We start from the raw sequence: 13,182 nt of genomic DNA on the forward strand, positions 1-13,182 counted from the left end.
AACCCCTCTCCAGGAAGCACCGCGACACCGTGACGATCAAGCCCGACCCCTCCATCGCGATCCCCGCCGACCTCGGCGCCGTGCACTTCGTCGGCATCGGCGGGTCGGGCATGAGCGGCATCGCGCGGCTCGCGCTCGGCGCCGGCCACCGCGTGACCGGATCCGACGTCCGCGACTCGGCGAACGTCGCGGCGCTGCGCGAGCTCGGTGCGACGATCGCGATCGGCCACGCCGCGGAGAACCTCCCCGACGACGTCGACACGGTCGTCGTGACCGGCGCCCTCTGGCAGGACAACCCGGAGTACCGGCTGGCGCTGTCGCGGGGCCTGCCGGTGCTGCATCGCTCGCAGGCGCTCGCCTCGGTGATCTCCGGGCAGCGACTCGTGTCGGTCGCGGGCGCGCACGGCAAGACCACGTCGACGGGCATGATCATCACGGGGCTGCTCGCGCTCGGCGAGGACCCGAGCTTCGTCAACGGCGGCGTCATCGAGGAGCTCGGCGTGAGCGCGGCATCCGGCTCGGGCGAGCTCTTCGTCGTCGAGGCCGACGAGTCGGACGGTTCCTTCCTCCTCTACGACACGTCGGTGGCGCTCATCACCAACGTCGATCCGGACCACCTCGATCACTACGGCTCGCTCGACGCGTTCGAGCAGGCGTTCGTCGACTTCGCCGACCGGGCGAACGAGTTCGTCGTCATCTCCTCCGACGACGCCGGTGCGACGCGCGTCCGGCATCGGCTCTCGCACGAGCGCGTGCTCACGTTCGGCGAGGCCGCGGACGCGACGGTGCGCGTGCACTCGATCTCCACCGACGGACCGGTGTCGTTCGCGGTCGACCACGCGGGCGAGACGTATCGTGCGCAGCTGCGGATCCCCGGCCGGCACAACGCGATCAACGCGGCGGGCGCGTTCGCCGTCCTCGTCGGCCTGGGATTCGACCCGGCCGCCTCGCTCGAGGGCATCTCGCGCTTCGCCGGCACCGGTCGGCGGTTCGAGCTGCACGGCGTGGTCGACGGGGTCAGCGTGTACGACGACTACGCCCATCACCCCACGGAGGTCGCGGCGGCGCTCTCCGCGGCCCGCACCGTCGTCGGCGACGGCCGGATCATCGCCGTGCACCAGCCGCACCTCTACAGCCGCACCCGGCTGTTCGCGAAGGAGTTCGCCGAGGTCCTGGAGCGCTACGCCGACGAGACCGTCGTGCTCGACGTGTACGGCGCCCGCGAGGACCCGGAGCCGGGAGTGACCGGCGCCCTCGTGAGCGAGCGGTTCGAGCACGCCGAGCGGGTGGCGTTCATCGCCGACTGGCAGGACGCCGCCGACCACACCGCGCGCATCGCGCGGCCCGGCGACTTCGTGATCATGCTCGGATGCGGCGACGTGTACCGGATCGTGCCGCAGCTCCTCGGATCGCTCGAACGCGAGCGGGACGCCTGATCGGAGACCCGTGAAGCGGCCGCAGGGATTCGACGGGGCGCGACCCGCTGGAGGCCGTGCCGGGTCGTCGACGGTGACGGCGTCGCACGGGGGAGCCGTGTCGGCCCCAGGCGCTTCGGGCGCCCGCGGCGCGCGGACCGGCCGGGTCGCGACCGCGCAGCCCGCGCCGGGCGACCGGGACGGGAGCGCGACCGAACCGATCGTGCTGCCCGTGGGCGGCGTCGCGGCGCACGCGGACCGTGCGCGCGACGGCGACGGACGCGACGGGGGACGCGGTGCGGATGCCACGGGCCCGTCCCAGCGCGACGACCGGGCCGCCCGGCGCGCCCTGGCCGCGGCCGAGCGGGCCCGACGCAGGTACGAGCGGCAGGAGGTGCGCCGCTTCACCCGACGCAGCCGACTCCGTCGCGCCACGTGGATCAGCGTGATCGCCTCGGTGGTCGCGATCGCGGTCGCCGCCGTCGCGATCGCGTACTCGCCGCTCATGGCGCTCCGGGAGGTGCGCGTCGAGGGCACGTCGCGGATCGCCGTGGCGGACGTCCGGGCCGCCTTCGACGACCGCGTGGGCACGCCGCTGCCGCTCATCGCGCCCGACGAGGTCCAGCGCGCGCTCTCCGCGTTCCCGCTCATCGAGACCTATTCGACCGAGACCGTCCCGCCCGGCACCCTCGTCGTGCGGATCGTCGAGCGCACGCCGGTCGGGGTGCTCGACACCTCCTCGGGTCTCATGGCGGTGGATGCGGCGGGCGTCGTCGTGGAGCGCGTGGACGCGGTGCCGGACGGTCTCCCGCTGATCGAGGTCGAGGGCGGCGTCGACGAGCCGTCGTTCCGCGCCGCCGGGCGCGTGCTGCGGAGCCTTCCGGCCGAGCTGCGGTCCGGGATCGCGTCGGTCACCGCGGACTCGGCCGACGACGTCCGGTTCGAACTGGCCGGCGGGGCGAGCGTGATCTGGGGGAACGCGGAGGACGCGGCGCTGAAGTCGACCGTCCTCATGGACCTCATGGCGGCGGCGCCGGCCGATCAGGTCGCCCGGTACGACGTTTCCGCGCCGCTGAACCCGGTCACCGGGTGATCCGGGAGGCCGGGATCGCGACACGCCGGGCCCGCCGAGGCGGAGCCGGAGGTGCACGCCCCTACCTTCGATTCAGGAATTGCATACTCGGCAAAACTTTAACCTTCGAGTAGAGGTTCAGGGTTCAGAGTTCGCAGAGAGGGCCGGACATGTCGACAAACCAGAACTACCTCGCCGTCATCAAGGTGGTCGGCATCGGCGGAGGCGGCGTCAACGCCGTCAACCGCATGATCGAACTCGGCCTGCGCGGCGTCGAGTTCATCGCGATCAACACCGACGCCCAGGCGCTGCTCATGTCCGATGCCGACGTCAAGCTCGACGTCGGCCGCGACCTGACGCGCGGGCTCGGCGCGGGCGCCGACCCCGAGGTCGGGCGGCGCGCGGCGGAGGACCACGCCGAGGAGATCGAGGAGGCGCTCGCCGGCGCGGACATGGTCTTCGTCACCGCGGGCGAGGGCGGCGGCACCGGCACGGGCGGCGCTCCCGTCGTCGCCCGCATCGCCAAGTCCATCGGCGCACTGACGATCGGCGTCGTGACCAAGCCGTTCAGCTTCGAGGGCAAGCGCCGGCAGACCCAGGCCGAGCAGGGCGTCGCGCGACTGAAGGAGGAGGTCGACACCCTCATCGTCGTGCCGAACGACCGCCTGCTCGAGATCAGCGATCGCGGGATCTCGATGCTCGAGGCGTTCGCCACCGCCGACCAGGTGCTCCTCGCCGGTGTGCAGGGCATCACCGACCTCATCACGACCCCCGGCCTCATCAACCTCGACTTCGCGGACGTGAAGTCGGTCATGCAGGGGGCGGGCTCCGCGCTCATGGGGATCGGCTCCTCGCGGGGAGCCGACCGGGCGATCAAGGCGGCGGAGCTGGCGGTCGCGAGTCCGCTGCTCGAGGCCTCGATCGACGGCGCGCACGGCGTGCTGCTCTCCATCCAGGGCGGATCGAACCTCGGGATCTTCGAGATCAACGACGCCGCGCGGCTCGTCCAGGAGGCCGTCCACCCCGAGGCGAACATCATCTTCGGCGCGGTCATCGACGACACGCTCGGCGACGAGGTCCGCGTGACCGTCATCGCCGCCGGGTTCGACGGCGGAGACCCGACTCCGAGACCCGCCGAGGTGCGCCAGACGAGCGCCGTGCCCGCGGTGGTCGGCGCGGGCGGCGCCGGCGGAGCGGGAGCGGGGCTGCTCGCCGGCGAGGCGGTCGAGGGCATCACCGAGATCGACATCGAGGAGCTCGTCGAGACCGCCAACTGGGGCGAGGCGAGCACGACCGCCGACCAGATCGTGTCCGACCCGGCGTTCGGGGAGGACTCGGACGACCTCGACATCCCCGACTTCCTGAAGTGACCGCTCGCACATCGCGGCGCCGTCCCACCACGGGCGGCGCCGCGTGAGCGCGCTCGCCGATCGTCTCGACGCGGTTCGCGCGGGCATCGCCGACGCGGCCCGGGACGCCGGGCGCGACCCCGACGAGGTCACCACGATCGTGGTGACGAAGTTCCACCCCGAGGCGCTCATCCGCGAGCTGGCGAGCCTGGGGGTCCGCGACATCGGCGAGAACCGCCACCAGGAGGCGCAGGCCAAGGCGCGCGCCCTCGCCGACCTCGACCTGCGGTGGCACTTCGTCGGCCAGCTGCAGAGCAAGAAGGCGCGGCAGGTGCGCGCCTACGCCTCGGTCATCCACTCGATCGACCGGGACTCCCTCGTCGACGCGCTCCGGTCGGAGGAGGGCGAGGTCGACGGCTTCATCCAGGTCAACCTGACCGAGGACCCGAACCGCGGGGGCGTCGCGCCCGACGACCTCGAGCCCATGGTCGAGCGCGTCCTCGCCGCACCCGGCATCCGGCTGCTGGGGCTGATGGCCGTGGCCCCGCTCGACGAACCGGCGCGAGCCGCGTTCGCGCGCGTGCGCGCGCTCTCGGAACGCGTCCGCTCGCTCGCGCCCGCGGCGACCTCCTTGTCGATGGGCATGTCGCACGACTATCGCGACGCGATCCTGGAGGGTGCGACACACCTTCGGATCGGCACCGCAATCACGGGGAACCGGCCGGCCTGAGGCTAGCCTCGAAGCACGGAACCACTGACGGAGGCAGCGATGTCGAACCCGCTCAAGAAGACCATGGTCTACCTGGGACTCGCCGACGAGGAACTCGAGCCGGAGTCACCCCCGGCCGCCGCGTCGCCGGCGCCGGTCGTGCACGCCGCGCCCGCTCCGGCTCCCAAGGGCGGAGCCGCCGTCACCCCCCTCCGAAAGCACCACGTGCAACCGACACCCCCGCAGGCGGAGATGAACGAGATCCTCACGGTGCACCCGCGCCAGTACCGAGACGCCCAGGTGATCGCCGAGTCCTTCCGCGAGGGGGTCCCGGTCATCATCAACCTGTCCCAGATGTCGGACGGCGACGCGCGTCGCCTCATCGACTTCGCGAGCGGCCTCTCGCAGGGCCTCCACGGCAAGATCGAGCGCGTGACGAGCAAGGTGTTCCTGCTCTCGCCGGCGCACGTGGTGGTCTCCGGCGAGGCCGGCGAGGCGGAGGGCGACGTGGACTCCTCCTTCTTCTCGCACGCGTAGACTCCCGGACGTGAGCGCACTCGCAGTCGTCTGGAATCTCGTCTACACGCTCCTCCTCATCTACTTCTTCGTGATGTGGGCGCGGTTCGTGCTCGACCTCGTGCGGACATTCAACCGGTCGTGGCGACCCCGCGGGGTCGTCCTCGTGCTCGTCGAGGCCGTCTACACGGTCACGGATCCGCTCGTGCGCTTCTTCCGCCGGCTCATCCCGCCGATCCGGCTCGGTCAGGTCGCCCTGGACCTCGGCTGGAGCGTCGCCATGCTCGTGGTCATCATCGCGATGACCGTCGTGTCGTGGCTCGCGGCGGGGGCTGCCGCCGCGGCCTGAGCCCGACCGCGGTCGGGGCGCGCCGTCCAGCCAACGCTCTGCATCAGCGAGGCTCTCTTTGCTACCGTTAGCAGAACGTGATCGATCAGTTCGACAGATTTGAGGGTGGGAAGCCATGGCGCTAACTCCGGAAGATGTGGTCAACAAGCGCTTCCAGGCGACGAAGTTCCGGGAGGGCTACGACCAGGACGAGGTGGACGACTTCCTCGACGAGGTGGTCGTCGAGCTGCGCCGCCTGAACCAGGAGAACGACGAGCTGCGTCAGCGCCTCTCCGCCGCCGAGTCGCGTGCCGCCGAGGGTGCCGGAGCCCCCGCCGCCGCGCCCGTCCCGGCTCCGACGTACGCCGAGCCCTCGCCGGCGGCTCCGACCGTCGCCGTGCCGACCCAGACCGCGGTCCCGCAGTCCGAGATCGACGAGCAGACCAGCACCACGAACCTCCTGCAGCTCGCCCGTCGGCTCCACGAGGAGCACGTCCGCGAGGGCGTCGAGAAGCGCGACGCGCTCATCGCCGAGGGCCACGCGACCGCCGCGCGCATCGTCGCCGAGGCCGAGGCCAAGCAGCGTGCGCAGATGGGCATCCTCGACCAGGAGCGCGTCGCGCTCGAGAAGCGCGTCGACGAGCTCCGCGTCTTCGAGCGCGACTACCGCGCCAAGCTGAAGAGCTACATCGAGGGCCAGCTGCGCGATCTCGACACGGCCCAGCCGGTCCAGGTCGGCGGCGCGAGCTACGCGCAGACGACGTCCGGCGAGCAGCCCGCACCGACCTTCCAGGGCTTTGGCGGCTGAGCAGAGGGCCAGGCTCGGCGTCACCGCACTGCTGATCCTGGTCGGCGTCGCGATCACGGTCTACGCCGTCGACCAGGTCAGCAAGTACTTCGTCGTCACCACGCTCGCCGAGGGCGAGACGGTGCAGGTGATCGGCGACGTGCTGCACTGGCAGTTCGTGAGGAATCCCGGTGCGGCGTTCTCGTTCGCCAGCGGCATGACCTGGGTCTTCACGATCCTCGCGGCGGGCGTGATCACCTTCATCATCTGGTTCGCCCGCCGCATCCGCTCCATCGCCTGGGCGCTCGTGTTCGGGCTGCTGCTCGGGGGCGTGCTCGGCAACCTCACCGATCGGCTGTTCCGCGAGCCGGCCTTCGGCATCGGGCACGTGATCGACTTCATCTCGACGCCGTGGATGCTCCCCGCGATCTACAACGTCGCCGACATCGCGATCGTGTCGAGCATGATCCTGTTCATGATCCTGACGATCCGGGGCATCGGCCTCGACGGGTCGCGTCCGGTCCGCGACGACGGTGCGACGGATGCCGCGTCCCCCGACGCCGGCCGCGAGGCCCGGGGCGGCGCACCCGGCGAGCCGGCGCACGAGTCCTGACGTGGAGCACCGCGCGCTGCCCGTCCCCGACGGGCTCGACGGCGTCCGCGTCGACGCGGGGCTCGCGAAGCTCCTCGGCTTCTCGCGCACGCAGGCCGCGGAGTTCGCCGAGGCCGGCGGCGTCAGCCTCGACGGCCGGACGGTCGACAAGTCCGACCGGCTCCGCGCCGGAGCGTGGCTCGAGGTGAGCTGGACGCCGCCGCGCACGCTCGAGGTCGACCCGATCCCGGTGCCCGACCTCGGGATCGTGCACGACGACGAGCATCTCGTCGTCGTCGACAAGCCCGCCGGCGTCGCCGCGCACCCCTCGCTGGGGTGGGAGGGGCCGACCGTGGTCGGCGCGCTCGCGGCATCCGGCTACCGCATCTCGACCTCGGGGGCGCCGGAGCGCCAGGGCGTCGTGCACCGGCTCGACGCCGGCACGAGCGGCCTCATGGTCGTGGCGAAGTCCGAGACCGCGTACACCGCGCTGAAGCGCGCGTTCCACGACCGCGAGGTCGAGAAGATCTACCACGCGGTCGTGCAGGGCCACCCCGACCCCCTCGCGGGCACCATCGACGCTCCCGTCGGGCGGCATCCGCGTTCCGAGTGGAGGTTCGCGGTGACCGCCGACGGCAAGCACGCGGTCACCCACTACGAGACCATCGAGGCCTGGCCCTACGCGTCGCTCCTCGAGATCCACCTCGAGACCGGACGGACGCACCAGATCCGCGTCCACATGTCCGCCCAGCGGCATCCGTGCGCCGGCGATGCGATGTACGGCGCCGATCCGACGCTGAGCGCCCGGCTGGGCCTCACCCGCCAGTGGCTGCACGCGCGGCAGCTGTCGTTCGTGCATCCCGGCACGGGGGAGTGGACGACGTACGAGTCGGCCTACCCGGCCGACCTGCAGCACGCGCTCGACGTGCTCTCCGGCGACTGAAACGCCCGCCGCCGGAGTCCGCCGCGACGGTGGCGGCCAATAGACTGCAAGCACCCCAGCCCCGCTCGCAGCACCACCGAAGAGGAGCCCTGTGGCCGCCGATTCCTTCGTCCACCTCCACGTCCACTCCGAGTACTCGATGCTCGACGGGGCGGCCCGGGTCGGCGAGTTGATGAAGGCCGCCGCGGCCGAGGGCATGCCGGCCGTCGCGATGACCGACCACGGCAACGTGTTCGGCGCGTACGACTTCTGGAAGCAGGCGACGGATGCCGGGGTGAAGCCGATCATCGGCACCGAGGCGTACCTCACGCCGGGCACCCATCGCAGCGACAAGACCCGCGTGCGCTGGGGCAACGGGGGCGGCGACGACGTGTCGGGCTCGGGTGCCTACACGCACATGACGCTGCTCTCGGAGACCACCGAGGGCATGCACAACCTCTTCCGGCTCTCGAGTCGGGCGTCGATCGAGGGGTACTACTTCAAGCCGCGCATGGACCGCGAGCTGCTGCAGACCTACTCGAAGGGACTCATCGCCACGACCGGCTGCCCGTCGGGCGAGGTGCAGACGCGGCTGCGGCTCGGGCAGTACGACGAGGCGGTGCAGGCGGCCGCGGAGTTCCGCGACATCTTCGGCAGGGAGAACTTCTTCGCCGAGGTCATGGACCACGGCCTCGGCATCGAGAAGCGGATCATGGACGATCTCCTGCGCCTCGCGCGGGAGCTCGACCTGCCGCTCGTCGCCACGAACGACCTGCACTACACGCACGCGCACGACGCGAAGAGCCATGCGGCGCTGCTCTGCGTGCAGTCGGGCTCGACGCTCGACGACCCGAACCGCTTCAAGTTCGACGCCGACGAGTTCTACCTGAAGTCCGCCGCCGAGATGCGGCACCTCTTCCGCGATCACCCGGAGGCGTGCGACAACACCCTGCTCATCGCCGAGCGCTGCGACGTGCAGTTCAACACGAGCGCGAACTACATGCCGCGTTACCCGGTGCCTGCCGGGGAGGACGAGCAGAGCTGGTTCGTGAAGGAGGTCGAGAAGGGCCTGCACGAGCGGTACCCGGCCGGCATCCCCGACGACGTCCGGAAGCAGGCCGACTACGAGGTCGGCGTCATCTCGCAGATGGGGTTCCCGGGCTACTTCCTCGTCGTCGCCGACTTCATCAACTGGTCGAAGGACAACGGCATCCGCGTGGGGCCGGGCCGCGGCTCGGGAGCCGGGTCCATGGCCGCCTACGCGATGCGGATCACCGACCTCGATCCGCTCCAGCACGGCCTCATCTTCGAGCGGTTCCTCAACCCCGATCGCGTCTCCATGCCCGACTTCGACGTGGACTTCGACGAGCGTCGCCGCGGCGAGGTCATCAAGTACGTCACCGACAAGTACGGCGACGAGCGCGTCGCGCAGATCGTCACGTACGGCACGATCAAGGCCAAGCAGGCGCTGAAGGACTCCAGCCGCGTGCTCGGCTTCCCGTTCGGCATGGGGGAGAAGCTCACCAAGGCGATGCCGCCGGCGGTCATGGGAAAGGACATCCCGCTCTCGGGGATCCTCGACAAGGACCACCCGCGCTACAAGGAGGCCGGAGACATCCGGGCCCTCATCGAGACGGATGCCGAGGCGAAGACGGTCTTCGAGACGGCCCTCGGGCTCGAGAACCTCAAGCGCCAGTGGGGCGTGCACGCCGCGGGCGTGATCATGTCGAGCGAGCCGCTCATCGACATCATCCCGATCATGAAGCGGGAGCAGGACGGCCAGATCGTCACGCAGTTCGACTACCCCGCGTGCGAGTCGCTCGGCCTCATCAAGATGGACTTCCTGGGCCTCAGGAACCTCACGATCATCGACGACGCGCTCGACAACATCGAGGCCAACCGCGGCTTCCGCCCGGTGCTCGAAGACCTGGCGCTCGACGACCCCGAGGCGTACGCGCTGCTCTCGCGGGGCGACACGCTCGGCGTCTTCCAGCTCGACGGCGGTCCGATGCGGTCGCTGCTGCGCCAGATGAAGCCCGACAACTTCGAGGACATCTCGGCCGTCATCGCGCTGTACCGGCCGGGCCCGATGGGCGCGAACTCGCACACGAACTACGCACTCCGCAAGAACGGGCTGCAGGAGATCACGCCCATCCACCCCGAGTTCGAGGAGTCGCTGCGGGACATCCTCGACACCAGCTACGGCCTCATCATCTACCAGGAGCAGGTGATGGCCATCGCCCAGCGCGTGGCCGGATTCTCGCTGGGCCAGGCCGACATCCTGCGTCGCGCGATGGGCAAGAAGAAGAAGTCCGAACTCGACAAGCAGTACGAGGGCTTCTCGGGCGGCATGAAGGCGAACGGCTACTCGGATGCCGCGATCCAGAAGCTGTGGGAGATCCTGCTCCCGTTCTCCGACTACGCGTTCAACAAGGCGCACTCGGCGGCGTACGGCGTGCTGAGCTACTGGACCGCGTACCTCAAGGCGCACTACCCCGCCGAGTACATGGCGGCACTGCTCACGAGCGTGGGCGACGCGCGCGACAAGCTCGCGCTCTACCTCAACGAGTGCCGCCGCATGGGCATCAAGGTGCTGCCGCCCGACGTGAACGAGTCCATCGGGTTCTTCGCCGCCGTCGGCGACGACATCCGCTTCGGTCTCGGCGCGGTCCGCAACGTCGGCTTCAACGTCGTCGACGCGATCCGTGCGTCGCGTGATGCGAAGGGCCGGTTCGAGACGTTCCACGACTTCCTGAAGAAGGTGCCGACCCAGGTCGCGAACAAGCGCACGGTCGAGTCGCTCGTGAAGGCGGGAGCATTCGACTCGCTGGGTCACACGCGTCGCGCGCTCGTCGAGATCCACGAGGGCGCCGTCGAGGCGGCCGTGAAGGAGAAGCGCGCGGAGGAGAACGGCGACGTGGGCTTCGACTTCGACAGCCTCTTCGAGGACCACGAGAAGGAGTCCGCGCCGTCGCCGGTGCCCGATCGCCCGGAATGGGCCAAGCGCGACAAGCTCGCGTTCGAGCGCGAGATGCTCGGGCTCTACGTGTCGGACCATCCGCTCGCCGGCCTCGAGGCGACGCTCGCCAAGCACGCCTCGACGACGATCACCGACCTCATGAGCTCGGATGCCACGCAGGACGGCGAGGTCGCCACGATCGCCGGTCTCGTGACGAGCGTGCAGCACCGCGTCGCCCGCCAGTCCGGCAACCAGTACGGCATGATCCAGGTCGAGGACTTCTCGGGCGAGATCACCGTCATGTTCATGGGCAAGGCGTACCAGGAGTTCGCGCCGGCGCTGAAGGGCGACTCGATCGTCGTGGTGCGGGGGCGGGTGAGCCTGCGCGACGACGGCATGAACCTGCATGCCTACAGCGTGTTCGAGCCAGAGGTCGGGACGGACGACGGAACCGGCCCGGTCGTGATCTCCCTGCCCGACGTCCGCGCCACGACCGACACGATCACGGCGCTCGGCGACGTGCTCATAAGGCACCGCGGCGACACCGAGGTGCGGCTGAAGCTCACGAAGGGCCGGACGGCGCGGGTGTTCGAACTGCCCTACCCGGTCTCGGTGAGCGCCGACTTCTACGGCGAGCTGAAGAGCCTCCTCGGGCCGAACTGCCTCACGTGACGTCGCGCTCAGCCGGGTCGCGGTGCGGCTCGCTAGGCTGAGCGGGCCATGCTACGCACGATCGACCTCCGCGGCACCCGTCCGACCCTGTCCGAGCTGCTCGCCCTCGTCCCGAGGGCGGCGACCGACGTCGCCGCAGCGCTCGAGCCAGCTCGAGCCCTCATCGACGACGTGCGCGCGCGCGGCGGAGCCGCGCTGCTCGACCAGGCGGAGCGATTCGATCGCGTGCGACCGGCGGCCGTGCGGGTCGCCGCCGGCGAGCTCGCCTCGGCGCGTGCCGCGCTCCGACCCGACGTGCGGCGCGCCGTCGAGTCCACGATCGAGCGGGTCAGGGCCGCGAGCGCGGCGCAGGTGCCCGCGCCGGAACGGACGGTCCTCGCGACGGGCGCCGTGGTCGAGCAGCGGTGGCAGCCGGTCGGTCGCGTCGGGCTGTACGTGCCGGGCGGCAAGGCCGTCTATCCGTCGAGCGTCGTGATGAACGTCGTGCCGGCCCAGGTCGCCGGCGTGCGCTCGATCGCGCTCGCCTCGCCCGCGCAGGCGGCGCACGGCGGTCGCATCCACCCGACGATCACCGGCGTCGCGGCGCTCCTCGGCATCGACGAGGTCTACGCGATGGGCGGCGCCGGCGCGATCGGGGCCTTCGCCTACGGCGTTCCGGACCTCGGGCTCGAGCCCGTGCAGCGCGTCACGGGTCCGGGCAACGTCTTCGTCGCGGCGGCGAAGCGCGTGGTGCAGGGCGTCACGGGGATCGACGCCGAGGCCGGCCCGACCGACATCCTCGTGATCGCCGACGATTCGGCCGACGCCGACTTCGTGGCATCCGACCTCGTGAGCCAGGCCGAGCACGACGAACTCGCCGCGGCGGTGCTCGTCACCGACTCGGCCGCCCTCGCCGAACGCGTGCTCGAGCGGCTCGTGATCCGCGCCACGGAGACCCGTCACTCCGAGCGGATCCGGGCCGCGCTCGACGGCGCCCAGTCGGCGGTCGTGCTGGTCGACGACCTGGAGCAGGCGGCCGACTTCGCGAACGCGTTCGGCGCCGAGCACCTCGAGATCCAGGTGCGCGACGCCGAGGCCGTCCTCGCCCGCATCGAGAACGCCGGGGCCATCTTCATCGGCCCGTACTCGCCGGTCAGCCTCGGCGACTACGCCGCGGGCTCGAACCACGTCCTGCCCACGGGCGGCCAGTCGCGTCACGCCGCCGGGCTGTCGGCGGCGACCTTCCTGCGCCCGCAGCAGGTGGTCCGCTACGACGAGGGCGCGCTCCGCGAGGTCGCGCCCGTCATCGCGACGCTCTCCGAGGAGGAGGACCTCCCCGCCCACGGCGAAGCCGTCACCGCCCGCTTCGGCGAGCGACGCTGAACCCGACGCTACGCTGGGAGCACCATGTACTGCCCCTTCTGCCGCCACCCCGATTCCCGCGTCATCGACTCGAGGACGAGCGACGACGGACTCTCGATCCGGCGTCGACGCCAGTGCCCGGAATGCGGCCGTCGGTTCTCGACGACCGAGACCGCGAGCCTCGCGGTGATCAAGCGGTCGGGCGTGATCGAGCCGTTCAGCCGTGAGAAGGTCGTGCTCGGCGTGAAGAAGGCCTGCCAGGGGCGACCGGTGACCGATTCCGACCTCGCGGTGCTCGCGCAGAAGGTCGAGGAGACGATCCGGTCGACCGGGGCGTCGCAGATCGAGGCGAACGACATCGGCCTGGCGATCCTGCCGCCGCTGCGCGAACTCGACGAGGTCGCGTACCTGCGCTTCGCGAGCGTGTACCAGGCGTTCGAGTCCCTCGACGACTTCGAGTCGGCGATCGAGGCGCTGCGCGAGGAGCACGGGCGGCTGCCGGCCCGGCCGGCCGAGTGAC

At 70.9% G+C, this 13,182-nt stretch carries 12 protein-coding genes; all 12 read left to right on the top strand.

Annotated features, from left to right (window positions below; genetic code table 11):
- Positions 1–29 precede the first annotated feature (29 nt).
- The gene (murC, locus tag GLX25_RS06255; protein ID WP_166548515.1) at positions 30–1,436 is read left to right on the top strand and encodes a UDP-N-acetylmuramate--L-alanine ligase; all 1,407 of its coding nucleotides are present in this window, start codon (positions 30–32) and stop codon (positions 1,434–1,436) included.
- A gap of 97 nt (positions 1,437–1,533) precedes the next feature.
- Positions 1,534–2,508, top strand: a complete 975-nt coding sequence (locus GLX25_RS19330; protein ID WP_155841446.1) for a cell division protein FtsQ/DivIB — start codon at positions 1,534–1,536, stop codon at positions 2,506–2,508.
- A 149-nt stretch (positions 2,509–2,657) separates the two neighbouring features.
- Positions 2,658–3,857, top strand: a complete 1,200-nt coding sequence (gene ftsZ, locus GLX25_RS06265; protein ID WP_155841447.1) for a cell division protein FtsZ — start codon at positions 2,658–2,660, stop codon at positions 3,855–3,857.
- A gap of 43 nt (positions 3,858–3,900) precedes the next feature.
- Positions 3,901–4,566, top strand: a complete 666-nt coding sequence (locus GLX25_RS06270; protein ID WP_166548516.1) for a YggS family pyridoxal phosphate-dependent enzyme — start codon at positions 3,901–3,903, stop codon at positions 4,564–4,566.
- A gap of 39 nt (positions 4,567–4,605) precedes the next feature.
- Entirely contained in the window at positions 4,606–5,082 is a 477-nt protein-coding gene (locus GLX25_RS06275; protein WP_155841448.1) for a cell division protein SepF, read from the top strand.
- Between the two features lie 10 nt (positions 5,083–5,092).
- Positions 5,093–5,410, top strand: a complete 318-nt coding sequence (locus GLX25_RS06280; protein ID WP_166548517.1) for a YggT family protein — start codon at positions 5,093–5,095, stop codon at positions 5,408–5,410.
- Between the two features lie 115 nt (positions 5,411–5,525).
- The gene (locus tag GLX25_RS06285) at positions 5,526–6,197 is read left to right on the top strand and encodes a DivIVA domain-containing protein (protein WP_155841449.1); all 672 of its coding nucleotides are present in this window, start codon (positions 5,526–5,528) and stop codon (positions 6,195–6,197) included.
- Positions 6,187–6,789: a signal peptidase II gene (gene lspA / locus GLX25_RS06290; protein WP_240898191.1), complete on the top strand. Its 603-nt coding sequence runs from the start codon at positions 6,187–6,189 to the stop codon at positions 6,787–6,789. Before GLX25_RS06285 ends, lspA begins: the two co-directional genes overlap by 11 nt.
- A gap of 1 nt (position 6,790) precedes the next feature.
- Positions 6,791–7,711 carry an RluA family pseudouridine synthase gene (locus tag GLX25_RS06295; protein ID WP_166548518.1) on the top strand — a complete coding sequence of 307 codons (921 nt, stop codon included), beginning with the start codon at positions 6,791–6,793 and terminating at the stop codon, positions 7,709–7,711.
- Between the two features lie 139 nt (positions 7,712–7,850).
- Complete coding sequence (gene dnaE / locus GLX25_RS06300) at positions 7,851–11,321, top strand: DNA polymerase III subunit alpha (protein ID WP_155841518.1); 3,471 nt, start codon at positions 7,851–7,853, stop codon at positions 11,319–11,321.
- A gap of 48 nt (positions 11,322–11,369) precedes the next feature.
- A complete protein-coding gene (hisD, locus tag GLX25_RS06305; protein ID WP_155841451.1) occupies positions 11,370–12,683 on the top strand; it encodes a histidinol dehydrogenase in 1,314 nt (437 codons plus the stop codon).
- Positions 12,684–12,707: 24 nt separating this feature from the next.
- Positions 12,708–13,181 (top strand): transcriptional regulator NrdR, encoded by a 474-nt coding sequence (nrdR, locus tag GLX25_RS06310; RefSeq protein WP_129233566.1) that lies wholly within the window; start codon positions 12,708–12,710, stop codon positions 13,179–13,181.
- Position 13,182 lies beyond the last annotated feature (1 nt).

It is taken from the genome of Agromyces luteolus, from assembly GCF_009729855.1.
GTDB classification, from domain to species: domain Bacteria; phylum Actinomycetota; class Actinomycetes; order Actinomycetales; family Microbacteriaceae; genus Agromyces; species Agromyces luteolus.

Bases quoted from the DNA above. Each gene is read 5' to 3' on its own strand.
- dnaE (WP_155841518.1), top strand. From the start codon at position 7,851: ATGCTCGACGGGGCGGCCCGGGTCGGCGAGTTGATGAAGGCCGCCGCG.
- GLX25_RS06285 (WP_155841449.1), top strand. From the start codon at position 5,526: ATGGCGCTAACTCCGGAAGATGTGGTCAACAAGCGCTTCCAGGCGACG.
- GLX25_RS06275 (WP_155841448.1), top strand. From the start codon at position 4,606: ATGTCGAACCCGCTCAAGAAGACCATGGTCTACCTGGGACTCGCCGAC.
- hisD (WP_155841451.1), top strand. From the start codon at position 11,370: ATGCTACGCACGATCGACCTCCGCGGCACCCGTCCGACCCTGTCCGAG.
- ftsZ (WP_155841447.1), top strand. From the start codon at position 2,658: ATGTCGACAAACCAGAACTACCTCGCCGTCATCAAGGTGGTCGGCATC.
- nrdR (WP_129233566.1), top strand. From the start codon at position 12,708: ATGTACTGCCCCTTCTGCCGCCACCCCGATTCCCGCGTCATCGACTCG.